At 56.2% G+C, this 17,123-nt stretch carries 20 protein-coding genes and 1 tRNA gene; all 21 read right to left on the bottom strand.

Annotation, left to right across the window (positions count from 1 at the left end):
• Nucleotides 1–6 precede the first annotated feature (6 nt).
• The 21 genes from trpE to BCM02_RS06580 all read right to left on the bottom strand — a co-directional run bounded on the left by trpE (nt 7) and on the right by BCM02_RS06580 (nt 17,109).
• Nucleotides 7–1,557, bottom strand: a complete 1,551-nt coding sequence (trpE, locus tag BCM02_RS06485; RefSeq protein ID WP_148928249.1) for an anthranilate synthase component I — start codon at nt 1,555–1,557, stop codon at nt 7–9.
• 364 nt (nt 1,558–1,921) lie between these two features.
• A complete protein-coding gene (gene aroH, locus BCM02_RS06490) occupies nt 1,922–2,290 on the bottom strand; it encodes a chorismate mutase (RefSeq protein ID WP_148928250.1) in 369 nt (122 codons plus the stop codon).
• Nucleotides 2,291–2,293: 3 nt separating this feature from the next.
• Nucleotides 2,294–3,397, bottom strand: a complete 1,104-nt coding sequence (aroB, locus tag BCM02_RS06495) for a 3-dehydroquinate synthase (protein ID WP_148928251.1) — start codon at nt 3,395–3,397, stop codon at nt 2,294–2,296.
• Nucleotides 3,397–4,566, bottom strand: a complete 1,170-nt coding sequence (gene aroC, locus BCM02_RS06500) for a chorismate synthase (protein WP_148928252.1) — start codon at nt 4,564–4,566, stop codon at nt 3,397–3,399. The genes aroB and aroC overlap by 1 nt, the downstream gene beginning before the upstream one ends.
• A gap of 378 nt (nt 4,567–4,944) precedes the next feature.
• Nucleotides 4,945–5,112: a hypothetical protein gene (locus tag BCM02_RS35155; protein WP_187434053.1), complete on the bottom strand. Its 168-nt coding sequence runs from the start codon at nt 5,110–5,112 to the stop codon at nt 4,945–4,947.
• 71 nt (nt 5,113–5,183) lie between these two features.
• Nucleotides 5,184–5,963, bottom strand: coding sequence for a CheR family methyltransferase (locus tag BCM02_RS06505; RefSeq protein ID WP_148928253.1), 780 nt, complete (start codon nt 5,961–5,963; stop codon nt 5,184–5,186).
• Nucleotides 5,964–5,996: 33 nt separating this feature from the next.
• The gene (gene ndk, locus BCM02_RS06510; RefSeq protein WP_148928254.1) at nt 5,997–6,440 is read right to left on the bottom strand and encodes a nucleoside-diphosphate kinase; all 444 of its coding nucleotides are present in this window, start codon (nt 6,438–6,440) and stop codon (nt 5,997–5,999) included.
• A gap of 30 nt (nt 6,441–6,470) precedes the next feature.
• The gene (locus tag BCM02_RS06515) at nt 6,471–7,445 is read right to left on the bottom strand and encodes a polyprenyl synthetase family protein (protein ID WP_148928255.1); all 975 of its coding nucleotides are present in this window, start codon (nt 7,443–7,445) and stop codon (nt 6,471–6,473) included.
• Nucleotides 7,442–8,305, bottom strand: coding sequence for a menaquinone biosynthetic enzyme MqnA/MqnD family protein (locus BCM02_RS06520; RefSeq protein WP_148928256.1), 864 nt, complete (start codon nt 8,303–8,305; stop codon nt 7,442–7,444). The genes BCM02_RS06515 and BCM02_RS06520 overlap by 4 nt, the downstream gene beginning before the upstream one ends.
• Complete coding sequence (locus tag BCM02_RS06525; protein ID WP_148928257.1) at nt 8,268–8,918, bottom strand: UbiX family flavin prenyltransferase; 651 nt, start codon at nt 8,916–8,918, stop codon at nt 8,268–8,270. The genes BCM02_RS06520 and BCM02_RS06525 overlap by 38 nt, the downstream gene beginning before the upstream one ends.
• Nucleotides 8,912–9,799, bottom strand: a complete 888-nt coding sequence (locus tag BCM02_RS06530) for a UbiA-like polyprenyltransferase (RefSeq protein ID WP_148928258.1) — start codon at nt 9,797–9,799, stop codon at nt 8,912–8,914. Before BCM02_RS06530 ends, BCM02_RS06525 begins: the two co-directional genes overlap by 7 nt.
• The gene (locus BCM02_RS06535; RefSeq protein WP_148928259.1) at nt 9,796–10,515 is read right to left on the bottom strand and encodes a demethylmenaquinone methyltransferase; all 720 of its coding nucleotides are present in this window, start codon (nt 10,513–10,515) and stop codon (nt 9,796–9,798) included. The genes BCM02_RS06530 and BCM02_RS06535 overlap by 4 nt, the downstream gene beginning before the upstream one ends.
• Before the next feature lie 7 nt (nt 10,516–10,522).
• Nucleotides 10,523–11,395: a heptaprenyl diphosphate synthase component 1 gene (locus BCM02_RS06540; protein WP_148928260.1), complete on the bottom strand. Its 873-nt coding sequence runs from the start codon at nt 11,393–11,395 to the stop codon at nt 10,523–10,525.
• 129 nt (nt 11,396–11,524) lie between these two features.
• Entirely contained in the window at nt 11,525–12,043 is a 519-nt protein-coding gene (locus tag BCM02_RS06545) for a hypothetical protein (RefSeq protein ID WP_148928261.1), read from the bottom strand.
• Between the two features lie 115 nt (nt 12,044–12,158).
• Nucleotides 12,159–12,377, bottom strand: coding sequence for a trp RNA-binding attenuation protein MtrB (gene mtrB, locus BCM02_RS06550; protein WP_187434054.1), 219 nt, complete (start codon nt 12,375–12,377; stop codon nt 12,159–12,161).
• 88 nt (nt 12,378–12,465) lie between these two features.
• Nucleotides 12,466–12,542, bottom strand: a tRNA-Pro gene (locus tag BCM02_RS06555).
• 321 nt (nt 12,543–12,863) lie between these two features.
• Nucleotides 12,864–13,142: an HU family DNA-binding protein gene (locus BCM02_RS06560; protein WP_148928263.1), complete on the bottom strand. Its 279-nt coding sequence runs from the start codon at nt 13,140–13,142 to the stop codon at nt 12,864–12,866.
• Between the two features lie 304 nt (nt 13,143–13,446).
• A complete protein-coding gene (gene spoIVA / locus BCM02_RS06565) occupies nt 13,447–14,925 on the bottom strand; it encodes a stage IV sporulation protein A (RefSeq protein ID WP_148928264.1) in 1,479 nt (492 codons plus the stop codon).
• Nucleotides 14,926–15,405: 480 nt separating this feature from the next.
• The gene (locus tag BCM02_RS06570) at nt 15,406–16,131 is read right to left on the bottom strand and encodes a hypothetical protein (RefSeq protein ID WP_148928265.1); all 726 of its coding nucleotides are present in this window, start codon (nt 16,129–16,131) and stop codon (nt 15,406–15,408) included.
• 38 nt (nt 16,132–16,169) lie between these two features.
• The gene (locus BCM02_RS06575; RefSeq protein ID WP_148928266.1) at nt 16,170–16,514 is read right to left on the bottom strand and encodes a 2Fe-2S iron-sulfur cluster-binding protein; all 345 of its coding nucleotides are present in this window, start codon (nt 16,512–16,514) and stop codon (nt 16,170–16,172) included.
• Complete coding sequence (locus BCM02_RS06580; protein WP_148928267.1) at nt 16,504–17,109, bottom strand: nucleotidyltransferase family protein; 606 nt, start codon at nt 17,107–17,109, stop codon at nt 16,504–16,506. The genes BCM02_RS06575 and BCM02_RS06580 overlap by 11 nt, the downstream gene beginning before the upstream one ends.
• Nucleotides 17,110–17,123 lie beyond the last annotated feature (14 nt).

Consider the following 17,123-nt stretch of genomic DNA (forward strand, 5'->3'; position numbering starts at 1 on the left):
TTCCCCTCACCCTCTCGCATTCGCGAAATAATCGCTATTGATCATGCTTGCCGTCCGCTTCTGCGCCGGAAACACCGCTTCCGCCGCGCGAATCGCCTTCAGCATCGCCATGCCTTTATTAACCGTCTCTTGGTACTCGCTCTCCGGCACCGAATCCCATACGATACCGGCTCCCGCTTGCACATAGGCTTTGCCGTTCTTGAAAATAATCGTACGAATCGTAATGCACGTGTCCATGCTGCCGCCGAATCCGAGGTAACCGATCGCGCCGCCATAAGCGCCGCGCGCTTCGTTCTCCAGTTCCGCGATGATTTCCATCGCTCTAAGCTTCGGCGCGCCGGAAACGGTGCCGGCCGGCAGGCAGGAGAGGAACGCATCGAAGAAGTCCTTGTCCTCGCGCAGTTTGCCGGAGACGTTCGAGACGATGTGCATGACGTGCGAGTACCGCTCGATTTCCATATATGCGTCGCATCGCACCGTGCCGAATTCGGATACGCGGCCGATATCGTTGCGGCCCAGATCGACCAACATTAGATGTTCCGCGCGCTCCTTCTCGTCGGCGAGCAGCTCTTTCTCGAGCGCAACATCATGCTCGGGCGTCTTGCCGCGCGGTCTCGTGCCCGCGATCGGCCTCGTCTCGACGCGTTCGCCGTTGACTTTCACGAGCGCTTCCGGCGACGTGCCGACGATGACCTCTTCGCCCATCTTCAAATAGTACATGTAAGGCGAAGGATTCATCGTGCGCAGCACGCGATACACATGCAGCGGATCGACCTCCGTCTCGACGCTGAATCGCTGGGATAACACGACTTGGAAAATATCGCCGGAACGGATATACTCCTTCGCTTGGTCGACGTTCGCGATAAACTGCTCCTTCGTCACGTTGGAGTCGATGACGCCGAGTTCCGGATCGAGCGGCACGGCGCCGCTCGGCATGAGCAGCGTCGGCTGCGGCTGTTGAATCCGCTCTAGTGTCGCGTTTATCCGCGCCACCGCCTCGTTATAAGCCGCTTCGATCTCGCCGTCCGTCGCCGCCTCGGGAATGTGCACATTGCCGATAACCTGAATTTGCTGCTTGAAATGATCGAACACGATTACTTGGTCGCAGAACATGAATTGGATATCGTTCATATTCAGATCATCGATACGATGCGCCGGGAGCTTCTCGTAGTACTGCAGCAGATCGTAGCCGAAAAATCCGATCGCGCCGCCCGTGAACGGCGGAAGCTCGGGAACCGACGGGCTTCGGTAAGCGCGAAGATGCGCCTTCAGCAGCTCGATCGGATTGTCGCGCAGCACCGTCTTCTCGCCTTTGCGCTCGATGACGATTTCTCCGTGCTTGCCCTGGATCATCATGAACGGATCCGTCCCGATGAAAGAGTGGCGCGCCCACTTGACGCCACCCTCCACGCTTTCTAGCAGGAACGCGTGGCTCTCCCGGTAGAAATGCTGAAATACGCGGATCGGCGTCTCGGTATCCGCCATCACGTGACGGACGATCGGAATCAAATTGTAGGTCCCGGCCAATCGAATGATCTGCTGCAGCTCATGATTCATGCGAATCGCTCCTCTTTTTATGAAAAATAAAAAAACTCCCGCCGCAGCAGGAGTTGTGAAAGTCAAAAGATAGAAAATGAGTGCTGACAGATAACACGAAGCAACGCTTAGACCCAAGTGTATCTACGCTTATTCAGACGTAAACTACCCATGGTTAAACGGATTCGGCACCTCTCGCGCAAAACGCACGCTCTTCTCAGCTCTACTCTGCTCATCTCTACTCAACTGACAATCTCTAAACTGCTCTCGGCTCTTCTCTTGCGTGTTACGCTCATCAACAAGTCTGACCTCACTATACACCAGCGCCGCTTCCCGCGTCAACCGTATTTGGCTTTGTTTTTCCAGCTTCGATCGGCCCGTTGCCTCAGCTCTTGGTAAGGTCAGGACGCAGCACTTGCGCGCCGCCCAGATAGACGTGTTCGATCTCGCGTTGGGACTTCACGGTATTTACGTGCACGAGCAGCCGGATGCATTTCTCTAGACTTCCCTTGACCGGCACCTCCAGCGCGCACATGAGCGGGACAAGTTCCCAGCCTTCCATGACCCGAATCGCCCGGGCCGGGAACGTGGCATCCAAGTCGCCCGTAACGGTTACCAGCACGCTGCAAATATCATCCGGCACGATGCCGTTCGACTTGACGATCTCATGAAGCAGCTTCGTCGTCGCTTGCAAAATCGGTGTTTCTTCGTTCACTTCCACGGTGATGGCACCGCGTACGCCGCGTACACTCATTCTCTATTCCTCCCGCTTTAACTCTTCGACTATTTCCCGCACTAAAGCGGATGAGACGGTCTTGTTGATCTCGACTCGGCCGAGCGCCACCGGGACGATGAACACCATCGTACCCTCTTGGAACTTCTTGTCGTGCATCATCGCGTCCATGATCGCTTCCGTGTCCAGGTGTTCCGGCAGCTTGGTCGGCAGACCGACGCGGCGAAGCACGTGCTTCGTCACCGTGTAAATCTCTTCCGGCGCGCCCAAACGAACCGCCAGCATCGCGGAGCCAACCATGCCGATCGAGATTGCTTCGCCGTGGAGCAGCTCGCCGTAGCCCGCCACCGCTTCAAGCGCATGGCCAATCGTGTGGCCAAGATTCAATATGGCGCGCAAATCGTTCTCGCGTTCGTCCTGCGAAACGACGGCAGCCTTGACGCTGCAGCCTTTGTACAACGCGTAGCCGAGCGCGTCCGGGTCGAGCGCAAGCAAACGGTCCGCGTTTTCGTCGCACCAGGTGACAAACTCGGCATCCCAGATCAAACCGTGCTTGACCACTTCCGACAAGCCGGCGGAGACCTCTCGCTGCGGCAGCGTCTGCAGCGTGTTCAGATCGTAAAGGACGAGCTCCGGCTGATGGAAGGCGCCGATAATGTTCTTCGCCAGCGGGTGATTGACCGCCACCTTGCCGCCTACGCTGCTGTCATGTGCAAGAATCGTCGTCGGCACTTGCACGAATTTGATGCCGCGCATATAGGCAGCCGCCACATAACCCGCCAAATCCCCGACGACGCCGCCGCCCAGCGCCACGATCGTCGATTTGCGATCCATCCCCGCCTTCAGCCCCTGACCGACCAAATCCTCGAAGACGGCCAGCGATTTCGATCCTTCGCCGGACGGCACGATCGCGGTCACGATCGAGAAGCCAGCTTCCTTCAAGACGGACTGAAGCTGCGGCAGATGATGCTTCGCCACAGCCTCGTCGGACACGATCATGACCGGCGATTTGGCGCTGATGCCATGCTGCGCGAACAGCTTGCCCGCTTCCGCGAGAATGCCCTCTCCGATATAAATCGGGTATGACCGCTCTCCCAGTTCAACCGTTAATTCGCGTTTCTCCCCCATTAGTAAGCCCTCACCCTCTCCAAGTAGTTCTTGTAGTTCGCCCGAATCTCTTCCATCGAGTCGCCGCCGAATTTCTCCAGGAACGCCTTGGCGACTTCCCAAGCGACGACGTTCTCCATCACGACGCTCGCGGCCGGTACCGCGCAGGCATCCGCCCGCTCGATCTGCGCCGTGAACGGCTCCTTCGTGTCGATATCGACGCTGCGCAGCGGCTTGTACAGCGTCGGAATCGGCTTCATGACGCCTCGCACGACGATGCGCTCGCCCGTCGTCATCCCGCCCTCGAAGCCGCCCATCCGATTCGTTGCCCGATGAAACCCGCGCTCATCGTTGTACATGATTTCGTCATGCACTTGAGAACCCTGCAGCATGCCAGCCTCGAAGCCAATGCCGATCTCGCAGCCCTTGAACGCGTTGATCGAGACGACCGCCTGCGCGATCCGGCCATCCAGCTTCCGATCCCAATGGACGTGGCTGCCCAGCCCGACCGGCACGCCTTCGATGATGCATTCGACGATGCCGCCCAGTGAATCGCCATCCGCCTTCACGCTGTCGATGTACGCTTCCATTCGCGCTTCGGTTTCCTTGTCGACGACGCGGACCGAAGATGCCTCTGTCAACGGGATAAGCTCATCCAGCGACAGGTTGTTCGGCGGTGCCGAAATATCGCCGATACGGATAACCTGTCCGCCGACCTTCATCCCGAATGCCGCCAGCAGCTGCCGCGCGATAGCTCCGCAGGCGACCCGCGCCGCGGTCTCCCTCGCGCTCGACCGTTCCAGCACGTTGCGCAGATCGCGCTGATCGTACTTGAGTCCGCCGTTCAGATCGGCGTGGCCCGGACGCGGCCGGCGAATCCGCCGCTTCTCCTCTTCGGTATGCTCGTTCGTCTGGATGTTCATAATCTTCGTCCAATGCGTCCAGTCCTTGTTCTCCACGACGATCGCGATCGGCGCGCCGGTCGTCCGTCCGTGGCGAACGCCTCCGACGATAGAGGCCGAATCCTGTTCGATCTGCATCCGCCGACCTCGCCCGTATCCTTTCTGGCGCCGAACCATCTGCACGTTCAGCTCGTCGAAATCAATGCTCATGTTGCTTGGAATACCTTCAATAATCGCCGTTAGCTGCGGACCGTGGGTCTCGCCCGCCGTTAAATAACGCAATCCCATGCGGCCAACCCCTCTCAAAGAAAAACGGCTGACAACGCGGCAGGCCGAGAGGAGCGTCAGAGATGCCGCCATCCGTCCCTTCCCGCTACCCGCTTGTCCAGCCGTATCGGTTCATTTCCTAAATATTCTGCCTAAACATCTTTGCTCATTATAGTACAGCCTTCGTCGGTTTGACAAGGAATTACAACGTCGCCTCAAGGGTTCCCGCATAGCAAGGTGGAACGGCCGCGCCGTCTTTTGTGGCGATGCGCTTTTCAATCCGGAGACATAGAGGCTGCTGTATAGATGTGAAACTTATACATTTCCTATATGTAAAAAAAGCCGTCTCGGCCAACCGATAACGGTTTAGCCAAAACGACTTTCTCCCTCCGTCCGGCGTTACCCGTTCACGGATTGTTTGTTTTGCCGTAATTGCGGATCAACGGCCAAATACGGATCGTTCACGAGCCGCGAAATCTGCCCGATGTCGATACCTAGTATTTGCGCGCATTCCTGCACGTTAATCATGCCGCGCCGGTAAGCTGCAATTACTTTACGCTTGTCCATACATACCCTCCAGCCCAGATTCACACGAATATCTGTAGTATTGGATAAGTTGGAATTGGCTATACATGTCTTTACACTTTCCGGTAGAAGAACGTCTCCGCCGGGTCGAAATTGTACTGCGCGGGATTGAAAATTTGCTCTGTGCTTCCGACAAACAGCAACCCGCCAGGCTTGAGCGCCTTCGAGAACTTGTGGTAAAGCAGCTGTTTCGCCTCTTCGGTAAAGTAAATCATGACGTTGCGGCACACGATTAAATCAAAGCCGCTTTCGAACGTATCGTGCAGCAAATTACCTTGTTTGAACGTAATAATGCGCTTCAGCTTCGCGTTCACTTCAAAGGTGTCCGCGTCTTTCTTCACCAAATATTGGGAAACGTAAGCGGGCGGCACATCCCGTATAGAGCGATCCTGATACTGGCCTTGCATGGCCTTCTGCAGCACCTGCTGATCGAGATCGGTGGCAAGGATAGAAGCGCGATCGGAAAATCCCAGCTTGTCGACGATCATCGACAGCGTGTACGGCTCCTCTCCGGTCGAGCAGGCCGCGCTCCAAATCTTGAGCTTGCCCGCGGACTTCGCCATCTCGGGCAAAAACCGTTTCTCCAACGCATCCCACCGGCTCGGATTCCGCCAAAATTCGGAGACGTTAATCGTCATCCGGTCGAGGAACTCGTCCATCAGCTTCTTATCTTTGGAGAGCGAATCCCAGTAGGCGGCAAAGGTGCCGAAGCCGTGCTTCTGCCGGAGCGTCGTCAGACGGCGTTTCATTTGCGCTTCTTTGTACTGCGACAGGTCGATTGCGGTTTTTTCCTTGATCCGTTTGACGAACTGCAAGAAATCCTGATCATCCATCTGCGGGTCCCCCTGCTGCTGTTCACAAGTATTTTAGATCCAACGCTGCATCAAATGCTCGTAATCCACTAGCTCTTCCGGTCTAAAATAAATGCCGATTTCGCGTTCGGCGCTCTCCTTGGAGTCGGAACCATGAATCAGGTTAAAATTCGTATGTACCGCGTAGTCCGAGCGAATCGTCCCCGGATAGGCTTCCAACGCGTCGGTCTTGCCGATCATGGCGCGGGTAAGCGCGATTACATTATCCCCTTCCCATACCATGGCGAATACAGGTCCAGAAGTAATGAAATCGACAAGCGGCGGGTAAAAAGGCTTGCCCACATGTTCCGCGTAGTGTTTCTCGGCCAATTCCGGCGTCAATCGCATGAATTTCGCCGCGGCCAGCTTTAATCCTTTACGTTCGAATCTCGATACAATCTCACCGATCAGTCCCCGTTGGACACCGTCCGGCTTCACCATCAGAAATGTTCTCTCCATCTACGGTTTCTCCTCCCGACAATCACGAAGCTAGTAATTTCGCTTTGCGACGAAATGAGCGATATCCGTTAAGTTTTTCTTTGCTGTAATCGCCGGAAGCCCTTCCAAGGCTTGTATCGCCTTGAAAATGTAGCGGCTCACCAGGTTTTCGGCTATCTTGATGCCTTCGCTCTTACGTATTAACTTCAACGCCGCGCGGGTATCCCCTGCTCCGCCCTCGGCATGAATGTGATGAATTTCCGACAGGAGCGCGTCCTTCACGTTCGGATCGTTCAAGGCGAGCAGCACCGGAAGCGTGATGTTGCCTTGGCGGATGTCGGAGCCCGGCGGCTTGCCGATTTGCTTCTCCGTACCAAGCAGATCGAGCAAATCGTCGCCGATTTGAAACGCCATACCGACATTATACCCGAAACGGTACAATCGATTATAGGTCGCCGCGTCCGCGCCGGCCGCGACCGCGCCAAGCTGGCAGCTGATGGCGAGCAAGAGCGCCGTCTTCCTGCGAATCCGCAGCAAATAATCGCGAATCGTCTGTTTCGTATTGAAAAAATCGCGAATTTGCTCCATCTCGCCGATACACATTTGAACCATCGCTTTGGCTAAAATTTGGTGGATGAGCGGATTGGGCAGCTCCGTTACGATCGTGAGCGCCTTCCCGTGAATATAATCGCCGGTGTACATCGCGATCCGATTGTCCCACTTGGCCTTCACCGTTAGCTGCCCCCGGCGCGTGGCGGCATCGTCGATAACGTCGTCGTGCACGAGCGACGCCATATGAATCAGCTCGAGCGGAACCGCGACCCGCTCGAGCGTGGCCAGATCATACTGGCCGAATTTGCCGGACAACAGAACGAACACGGGCCGTATCCGCTTGCCGCCTGCCTTTAGCAGATGCGTGGACGTCTCCGTCAGCAGCGAATGATCCGACGAAACGCTGCGGGCCAGACGTTCTTCGATGACCTCGAGGTCACTTTTCATTTTGGCGTAAATATCGAGTAGTCTCATTCATTCACCTGCAGCGCGGAATGCGCTTCGAAAAAGTTCATCTGGACGCGGTTCTCCAGCAAACCTAACCGATGGGCGTATTCGAAGTATAATGCAAGACCCGCTTGTTCATCGGGACCGAAGTCATGATGCAATTCCCGAAAATAGCGTGACCAATATTCAGGCGTGCCGCCCAGTTCCCGGCATGCCTTATCCACGAGCACCTCCGGATGCCGCAAGCTCTCGCGCTTGCTATCGGTCATCGCCTTCCATGCGGCGGCGACCTCGGCCGGCGCCGCGGCGGCCACTTCTTTGCGAACGGCGACGAGCGCGAACGTCATCCCGAAGCCGGTCCAACTGCGCCACAGTTCGCCTAAATCCAAGACGGTTAGCCCGCTGCAATCCCATGACGACTGAATGGCGGGGTCGCCGATCAAGAGCGCCGCGTCGGCATGCTCCAGCATCGCGTCCAGGTTCGGCTCGGTTGTGACGTAAACCGGCGAAGCTTCGTAATAAAGACCCATAATGATTTTCAGCAGGTTGATCGAAGTCGCGGAAGTGTTCGTCACGGCAATCGTCCCGCCGTTCAACACGTCTTCGAGCGGCGCTTTCAGAAACAGCAGGATCGAATTGACCCGGCCTCGGGCGCTGACGGACAGATCGGGAAGCAGCAGATAATCGTCCGCATGCTGCGCATAGGCAAAAGCGGCCATCGCCGTTAAATCAAGCTCGCCCTTGCGCATAGCTTGATTGAGCAGCGACGGTACACGCTTGACGATCGTGAATCGGTCTTCCGGCAAGGTTTGGTCCGTGAAATGAAAAAGCGGCCATGCGTTCGCGTAATCAATCCGTCCGATGGTGATCGGGCGTTGCAGCCCCATATGAATCATCTCCCCATCTTCTGTACAAATCGTGTTCGATATGAATGCCATCCAGCACTTTGCCGACCAGAAAATCGACCATGTCGGCCAGCGACTGCGGCCCATAATAGAATGCCGGCATCGCCGGCACGATCTTCACGCCTATTCGGGCCAGCGTCAGCATGTTCTCCAGATGAATCGCATGAAGCGGCGTCTCCCGCGGAACGAGCAGCAGCGTGCGCCCTTCCTTGAGCATGACGTCAGCCGCGCGGGTCATCAGGTCGTCCGAGATGCCATGCGCGACTGATGCTAGTGTGCCCATGGAGCATGGCATAATGACCATGCCTTGAATGAAGAAGGAGCCACTGGCAATCGAGGCTCCGATGTCTGCGTTAGGATGATACGTTAACCGGCCGCTCGCCAGCATGCCGGGAAATCGGTTGTCCAGCTCGTCTAGCCGTTTGGAGGCGGTCCAGCCGAGCTCCTCCTTGAGGACTCTCCAGCCGGCATCCGTCACGACGAGATGGACGTCAATATCGCTTGCCAGCAGCACTTCCGTCAGCCTGACGCCGTAGATCGCCCCGCTTGCTCCCGTAATTCCGACCGCCCATCTCGACCGTTTCGGCTTTACCATCGGTGAAGCACCACCAGGTCGAACAGCGTCGCGGCGAGCACGACCGTGCTGAGCGCGCCGTTCATCGTGAAGAACGCGGTCTGCACCCGGCTGATGTCGTTCGGCTTAACAATCCAATGCTCGTAGAATAAGAACGCGGCGGCCGCGATCGTCCCGATGAGATAAATCCAGCTCAGGTTCGTCGTCCAGAACAGCAGCAGCAAGCAAACCGCCGTTATGACATGGAACAACCTCGCGAGCGTCAACGCGCCCGTAAGCCCGAAGCGCGCCGGTATCGAATGCACCCGGTTGCCGCGATCGAAGTCGAAATCTTGGCAGGCATAAATAATATCAAAACCCGCAAGCCAGAATACATTGGCAATATACAACAGCCAAGCCGCCGTGCCGAATTCGCCGGTAACCGCAACCCATGCGCCCAGCGGGGCAAGGCCGATCGTAAGACCGAGCACGACGTGGCATAACCAGGTGAAGCGTTTCGTAAACGAATAAAAAACAAGGAAAAATACGGCAATCGGCGAAAGCGCGATGCAAATCGGATCAAGCTGCGATGCGGCAATGAAGAGCAGGATAAAGGAAGCCGCTATAAAAACAATAACTTCTCTTACGCGCAGCAGACCCGCCGGGATGGCCCGCATGGCGGTCCGCGGATTTCGCTTGTCGATCGCCCGGTCGATGACCCGGTTCAGCCCCATCGCGGCGCTGCGGGCGCCGATCATGGCCAATAATATCCAGCCGATCTCGCTCCACTCGGGAAGTCGCTTCTCCATGACGACCGCGCCAAGCAGCGCTCCCATGAACGCGAACGGAAGCGCGAAGATCGTGTGTTCGATTTTGATCATTTCCAAGAAAACGCCGAATTTCCCCAACCTTCCGAATCTCATTCCCGCTCCGCCTCCTTCGTGCCGATATGGAGCGCGGCGATTCCGCCGGTCAGCGGATATACGTTCACGTCCCGGAGGCCGATCTCGCGGTAAATCTCGGCTAGGCGATGCATGTCGGGATAGGCTTTGAGTGAATCGGGCAGCCATTTGTACTGCTCGTAGCTCTTGGCGAAGAGTTTGCCCAAGGTTGGCAAGATCCGTTCGAAATAAAAGAAATAAATCGATTTGAACGGTTGCCACGTCGGCTTGGATAATTCCAGGCATACCACTTTGCCGCCTGGCTTCACGACCCGCTGCATCTCTTTCAGCACCTGGACCAAGTCCGGCACGTTGCGCAACCCGAAGCCGATCGTCGCGTAGTCGAAGCTGTTATCCTCGAATGGCAGCGCCATGGCATTGCCGTGATGCAGCGTAACCTGCTTGTCCAGCCCCAGCTCGCTTATCTTCGTCTGACCGACGGCCAGCATGTTCTGGCTAAAATCAAGTCCTTCGATATGCCCTCGCCCGCTGGCCTGCGCCATGGCGATCGTCCAATCGCAAGTGCCGCAGCACAGGTCGACCGCCGTATCGCCCGGCTTCATGTTCATTTTCTTCATCGTAAACTTCCGCCATGCCTTGTGTCTGCGGAAGCTTAGCAAGTCATTCATTAAATCGTATTTGGGCGCGATCTTCTCAAACACGGAATGGACATGCTGTTCTTTCGGTTTCGACTGCATCGTGTTCTCACCTTCTCTCGCCCAATAGCGAAGCTGCGGGCGCAGGCGGCAGCAGGAACGATTCCCCGATCTCCGCCAGCTCGCTTGCGAGCATGCCGGAACCGAGACCCTCCGCTGTCCGTTGTATGCGTTGGGCGGACTGCGTCAGCTTCTCATGCAACAAATTAACAATGTCGTACTTCTCGATAAGCGACCGGATAAATGCCGAATCGGGTTCGCTCATATCCGCAAGCCGGCTTCTTTCTTCGCCGCTACCTGCTTCAAGAACGTGCCAATACCCCCAGCTTTCCGCGAAAAGCTCGGGTTGTCCGCAGCGGCTCAGCTCGGATACGGCGACTTCGCATCGCCCGACTTCCAGCAGCTGCTCGGTCCATAACCCGGCGCTCTTGTCGTCAAGGATGCCCGTAAAAACGGTAAACAACTCGGTCGAGATATCTACGCGTTCGCTCCAATATTGTTCAGCCGTCAACTTCCGCTGCTTCATCCGCATATAGAAGTTCATCTTCAGCCGGTTCACTTCGCACACGCCTTCGCTGAGCAGCCGAATCATGTGAACTTGCCCCGCCTGAGCCAGCAGATGGAAAAACCGGCTGCTGTAATAATCGCCGGCCAACACCTTCAGCTGACGCGATCTCATCTCGCGTTCGGTCCGCGGTCCGGATTCGTTGTCGATCCGGTCATGAATGTCCATGCCGAGCTGAACGAGCGAGGTGACCAATGCATAAAGCTCGCCGTGCGGGTTCGGCGCGCTTGGATTCGCCAGAAAAGCGAAAAGCAGCCTTGTCCGTGAATCGGGATAGAAAGGCAGCTCCGTATGCGACTGGATCATATCGTAATCCACGTATTTCCGGGCGATATCAGCAATTGTGTAAGCGTTCATCGGTCAAGCCTCCGGGCACAGCAGCGAAAACTCTTGCTGTTCATAATCTAAATTATTATAGCACCTCGTTGTTGATTCCGCCATAGAACCGCGCCCTCGTCTCTCTCTCTTACCGGCGCAACGTGGCCATTAACGGACGAAGGACATGCGCAGTCGCTCTCGCCACACCGGATCCAGGTCCGGTCGCGCGCCTCCGACTTCGGTTAACGCGCCAGCCAACCATTCATCCGTACGGCGGATATCGGCAGCCGCTTGCATGACGGTCGATCGCCCGCCTGCTGCATCGGCCTTCACGAATCGGACGAGCAGCCGGTTGACGTTGCTTGTCTGGACATAGGACAAATCGGCCAGCTGCTGCAGATCGCGCATCCACAGATCGATTCGTCCCGGCATGCCGTCCACCGCTAGGTCGACGGATAAGACCCCTTCCTTCCAGTCCGCCTTCCGGATCGGCAGCTTTAATTTCTGGGCGATCATCGAATCGACCAGATTACGGGTTTCGAGTTTGTGGATCGGCGAAGCGCGGAATACCGCGATTCCCTCTTGCGAGTTTTGCATTCTACGCTCCGCGATCGGCAGCAGCGTCAGCAGCGCCGTTACGACGAGCGCCGCCCCCACAGCCCCGAGCAGCCTTTTCCACACGGTCATGTCCATCCCGCCTTCCTTGTACAATCGTTCGCTATTCTATTGTACAAAGAAAAAAAGCAGGCTATGCCTGCTTGGACGCTCGTTTATGATTGATTTCGTGCAATCGGTTCCGGAGCTACTCGTCGGTTTCGACCGTGCCGTGGCGCGTAATGACGCTCGCCTTCCCGCGGATTTTAATTGCGGACGTGTGGTCGGTGAATTGAGCGATCAGCACTTCGCCTTTATCCAGCTTCTCCGTATGGTGGAACTTCGTATCCTGGCCCCGCGTCAGTCCAATGACCTGAACGCCTTGCGCCTTCGCCTTGATGACGATGTACTCGCTGTTCTCGCTCACCCTCGTCTCCCCCTCTTCCTGGTTCGTATTCGAAAAAAACTGCCGCCCGTTCAACCGATGAACCGGGCAGCAGTCATGGCGTCTTTCTTGGTCGGGTGTACCGGATTTGAACTGGCGACCTCTACCACCCCAAGGTAGCGCTCTACCAAGCTGAGCTAACACCCGAGATGCGGTAGCGCACGGAATCGGATCATCGATACCTGCCGCTGGAACCGCAAAAGTATTCTACTGGATTTATTACCCAAAGTCAATAGAAACCGGGAGCGTTTTGATTAAGTTGAAACGGCTGTCGCCTCCTTTGGTGGCGAGGCGCGTTCCATTCCGGATAAGCTGATAGGTTTGCGCTCACAATCGGAAGATTGGGAATGCAGCATTCAGCGAGCGAGAAATACAAAATGATGGATAAGCGTGAAGCTTATACGTGCTTGTATTTTAAAAAACGCCCGGGGCAAGTTCGCCCGGACGTTAGCGGCTAAGGCCGCGGTGTTATTCTTGGGATACCAGATCCTTCAGCGATTTACCCGCTTTGAAGGAAGGGATTTTGCTTGCCGGGATGTCGATCTCTTCACCCGTTTGCGGATTGCGTCCTTTGCGAGCCTCGCGGCTCTTCACTTCAAAGTTGCCAAAGCCAACCAGTTGTACTTTGTCGCCGCTTTGCAGCGCATCGGAGATCGCATCGAACACAGCATCTACTGCTTTCGAAGCGTCCTTCTTGGAAAGGTCGGTTAGTTCTGCCACTTTCGCGATAAGTTCCGTTTTGTTCATATCTTTCACCTCCCCTTACAGCAATTGTAAACTCGCTTCATTATCATTCTGTTTATCACAAAACGACGAAAAATATACCTAACATCCGGATATATCGGCAATTTCGCGAATGGAAGCTAGCGAAACGCCAGTCGCCGCAGTAGATTACAACCCATCGCGGAGCCATTCCCTGTTAAAGAACGAACAAACTTATAGTAATACAGGGCCTTTAGAATTTCAAGAGGCTGGCTTGGTTAATTTCACTAAAGTGGTGCGCGCGCATGCAAAAGACGCGCCGCTATGGCGCGTCTCTCGAGATTGGGCGTTATAGAATAATGGCGATCAACCCGCCGGAGCCTTCGTTAATGATGCGCCCGAGCGTCTCCTGCAGCTTGTAGCGGGCGTTGTCCGGCATCATGGCGATTTTGCCTTGGATGCCTTCGCGCACGATGGAATGCAGGGAACGGCCGAACATATCGGAATCCCATACCTTGATCGGGTCGTTCTCGAAATCTTGCATCAGGTAGCGGACGAGCTCCTCGCTCTGCTTCTCCGTGCCGATGATCGGCGCGAATTCGGATTCCACGTCTACACGGATCATATGGATAGACGGGGCGGTCGCTTTCAATCTGACGCCGAAGCGCGAGCCTTGTCGGATCAATTCCGGCTCATCCAGCTGCATCTCGGCCAGCGTAGGCGCCGCGATGCCGTAGCCCGTCGTCTTGACCATTTCGAGCGCTTCTTGGAAGCGGTCGTACTCGCGTTTGGCATGCGAGAATTCCTGCATCAGCTGCAGCAAGTGATCCTTGCCGCGGATCTCGACGCCGACGACTTCCATCAGGATTTGATCGTACAGTTCGTCCGGCGCGTAGAGATCGATCTCGGCGACGCCTTGCCCCATGTTCATGCCGCTCAGTCCCGCGCGGTCGATGAAGTCATATTCGACGAACTGGCTGACGACGCGATCGACGTCGCGCAGACGGCGAATATCTTTCACCGTATCGCGAACCGAATTTTCGTAATTGGTGCGCAGCCAGTGATTATCGTTGAGTACCATGACCCAGCTCGGCAAATTGACGTTGACTTCGTGAACCGGGAACTCGTAGAGTACCTCGCGAAGCACCGACGTCACGTCTTCCTCGCCCATTTGCGCAACGCTGAGCGTCAGTACAGGGATATCATATTTCGCTTGCAGCTCGCTGCGCAATTGAAGCGCCTCTTCGCTGCGCGGCTTCGTGGAGTTCACGATGACCACGAACGGCTTGCCGACTTCCTTCAGCTCGTTGATGACGCGCTCTTCGGCTTCGACATAGGAGCTGCGCGGAATTTCGGCGATCGTACCGTCGGTCGTGACGACGATGCCGAGCGTCGAATGTTCTTGAATCACTTTGCGCGTGCCGATCTCGGCCGCTTCTTGGAACGGGATCGGCTCCTCGAACCATGGCGTCGTGATCATCCGCGGCCCGTTCTCGTCCTCGTAACCTTTCGCGCCTTCCACGGCGTAGCCCACGCAGTCAACGAGACGGACGTTCACGTCCAGCCCTTCCGCGACGCGAAGCTGCACGGCTTGGTTCGGCACGAATTTCGGCTCGGTCGTCATAATCGTTTTGCCTGCGGCGCTTTGCGGGAGCTCGTCGATTGCCCGCACCCGATCGGCTTCGCTCGTGATGTTTGGCAGCACAACCGTCTCCATGAACCGTTTGATGAAGGTTGATTTGCCCGTGCGGACCGCGCCGACGACGCCGAGGTAAATATCCCCGCCGGTTCGTTCGGCAATGTCCTTGAAAATGTCCACTTTCTCCACTGATATCCCCTCCCAATCGTATTTCGCCAGTACATGGACGTACCGTTACTGCCGCGTTTCCTCCTGCTGTGTAGTCGTCAGGGTTCGCCGCCATCCGCCGGTCGGAGCAGGCAAGCGACGCAACTCGTACATGAATTTGGACTAGTAATAGCTTATTAGGCCAAAGCCGCGATTATGACGACCGCGCGAGGAAATCTTTTAAACCCCGTACTTTCCCCGCACTCGCTCCTTCCAAGATTGAGATATATGAGAGAAAGGAAAGGGGTATGACAGGAAAGGAGAAAAACGCAAAAAAACCTTTAGGAACGGCAATTTGGTTTGCGTTTCGGTAAGAAAACGCAGCATATTGCCAACGGATTATTGGCTTGCGTTTCGGTTAAGAAACGCAGCATTCATCCACGGCAATTGGTTTGCTTTTCCGAACGGAAACGCAGCATATTGCCTATCTCAAAGGTCTTTGCGTCGTGAAGAGTCCGGTCGTTACTTCGCCGCGACCGGCTTCGGCTCGTTGTTAATAAAGCGATACGCCGGCGACTTCACCGGCACGAAATCGGAGCGGCTGGCGAGCAGTTCCCGTAAATCTTGATCCGGCGAAGGAGACTCGCCCGACTTCTGAATCGCCTGCATCATGTCCGCCGTATAATCGACGTACACATTGCCGCCCGCGTCCATCATCGTTTGCTGCGTCTGTCCGGTAAATATGCTGACGAGTTTAGGCTCGCGAACGTTAAGCGCCGAATAGTCGATCCGATAATAGCCCGGATAGACCTCTTCCCCTCTCGGGAGCGCGCCTTTCGTACGTTGATAGGAAGAAACTTCACGTTGGACGTCGTTCACCTGCTGATAGACCGCTAGATTCATTAGTTTGACCGTAGGATCGGTCTCCTCGTTAATAATCAAAAAATAGTAGTTCCCGCCCTTCTCGAACGCCGCAGGGGGGATATCGCTCAAATATTTCATGCGCGTCAGTTTGCCGAAATCGATCAGGTACTTCTCGTATACGGGCGTATTAGGCTCGCTGTTCATAATCGGCAGCAAGCCGGTGTCCTTCTGATACTGGTCGATGACCGTTTGCACGTTCATGACCTCGTCTTTGGCCGGCAATTGGCTCGCCGCGCGCTCCTCATCCGGATACAAGCATCCGGACAGCAGAACCGCCATAACGACCATGACGGCCGCTAGACGCGAGCTCCTCCATCTATTCATCTGTCTGTTTCCTCCCTTCATTTCACACCGCCCAGCCGCTACCACAGCGGCTCCTCTTCCTGTCGCTGCAGTTGCTTGCGCACCGCCGCGCGCAGCGGATCTTCCGGCACGGTAACGACGGCGGGACCATTCACTCGCGCTTGGCAGGCAAGTCTCGCTCCCTCTGCGTCCAATCCGGCCAGCTTACGCTGTTCCATCGGTTGGATCAGAGATAACCCTTGGCCGTCCGTCGTGACTTTGCACATCAAACAGGCTGCCTTCCCGTCGCAGCGCGTACGAATCGGCACCCCTGCTCTTCTCGCCGCTTCGAGAACCGATATCCCGACGCGAACCTGAATCGTTTTGTTATCCGGCATAAAAGTCAAGGGAACTTTAGCGCTCATCGAACGTTCCCCATTCCGGCAAATTCAATTGCTGATGTACATCCGCGACGATGCTGTCCTTGAAACTTCCGCCATGCTCCACGGCACGCAGTCCCGCCATGTGCGGCGCCGGATTGCGCCGAATCGCCTCCATGATCAACGATGTTCGGTCCTCTCTGACGCGCAGCACGTTGAACCACAGCTCGTGCGCGAGCGGCACGATCCCCACCGGATATCCCCCGCACGCGACAACGTGCCGGTGCCGATACAGCAGCTCGTTAATCTTCACTACATAACTGCCTCCGCCCGCGTGCACTTCAAACCCGCCGACTAGCTCGACGGCAACGCCTTCGATCTCATAATGGCTGAGCACGGACCGGTACATGCCCGTCACGCTCTCGTGCGGTTGGTCGAGCGCATAGCGTTCCAACCTTTCGTGGATGAACCGAGCTTCACCCAAATCCGCATATAAATCCAAATCGCGTGGCGGCTGCGAGAGCCGCAAGCCGCGAAGCATGAGACCAGCGCTGCCGCCGACGAGCCACTTCGCTCCCGTTCCCTCAATACTTGCCGCGACACTCGTCAGCGCCCGGCGGACCGTCTCTTCGTCGCTCACGGCCGTCACCTTCC

This window comes from Paenibacillus methanolicus, from assembly GCF_008124765.1.
Lineage (GTDB): Bacteria > Bacillota > Bacilli > Paenibacillales > Paenibacillaceae > Paenibacillus_Z > Paenibacillus_Z methanolicus.

Coding starts and splice junctions, on each gene's coding strand:
- trpE (WP_148928249.1), bottom strand. CDS start 1,557: ATGAATCATGAGCTGCAGCAGATCATTCGATTGGCCGGGACCTACAAT.
- aroH (WP_148928250.1), bottom strand. CDS start 2,290: ATGAGTGTACGCGGCGTACGCGGTGCCATCACCGTGGAAGTGAACGAA.
- aroB (WP_148928251.1), bottom strand. CDS start 3,397: ATGGGGGAGAAACGCGAATTAACGGTTGAACTGGGAGAGCGGTCATAC.
- aroC (WP_148928252.1), bottom strand. CDS start 4,566: ATGGGATTGCGTTATTTAACGGCGGGCGAGACCCACGGTCCGCAGCTA.
- BCM02_RS35155 (WP_187434053.1), bottom strand. CDS start 5,112: ATGGACAAGCGTAAAGTAATTGCAGCTTACCGGCGCGGCATGATTAAC.
- BCM02_RS06505 (WP_148928253.1), bottom strand. CDS start 5,963: ATGGATGATCAGGATTTCTTGCAGTTCGTCAAACGGATCAAGGAAAAA.
- ndk (WP_148928254.1), bottom strand. CDS start 6,440: ATGGAGAGAACATTTCTGATGGTGAAGCCGGACGGTGTCCAACGGGGA.
- BCM02_RS06515 (WP_148928255.1), bottom strand. CDS start 7,445: ATGAGACTACTCGATATTTACGCCAAAATGAAAAGTGACCTCGAGGTC.
- BCM02_RS06520 (WP_148928256.1), bottom strand. CDS start 8,305: ATGGGGCTGCAACGCCCGATCACCATCGGACGGATTGATTACGCGAAC.
- BCM02_RS06525 (WP_148928257.1), bottom strand. CDS start 8,918: ATGGTAAAGCCGAAACGGTCGAGATGGGCGGTCGGAATTACGGGAGCA.
- BCM02_RS06530 (WP_148928258.1), bottom strand. CDS start 9,799: ATGAGATTCGGAAGGTTGGGGAAATTCGGCGTTTTCTTGGAAATGATC.
- BCM02_RS06535 (WP_148928259.1), bottom strand. CDS start 10,515: ATGCAGTCGAAACCGAAAGAACAGCATGTCCATTCCGTGTTTGAGAAG.
- BCM02_RS06540 (WP_148928260.1), bottom strand. CDS start 11,395: ATGAACGCTTACACAATTGCTGATATCGCCCGGAAATACGTGGATTAC.
- BCM02_RS06545 (WP_148928261.1), bottom strand. CDS start 12,043: ATGACCGTGTGGAAAAGGCTGCTCGGGGCTGTGGGGGCGGCGCTCGTC.
- BCM02_RS06560 (WP_148928263.1), bottom strand. CDS start 13,142: ATGAACAAAACGGAACTTATCGCGAAAGTGGCAGAACTAACCGACCTT.
- BCM02_RS06570 (WP_148928265.1), bottom strand. CDS start 16,131: ATGAATAGATGGAGGAGCTCGCGTCTAGCGGCCGTCATGGTCGTTATG.
- BCM02_RS06575 (WP_148928266.1), bottom strand. CDS start 16,514: ATGAGCGCTAAAGTTCCCTTGACTTTTATGCCGGATAACAAAACGATT.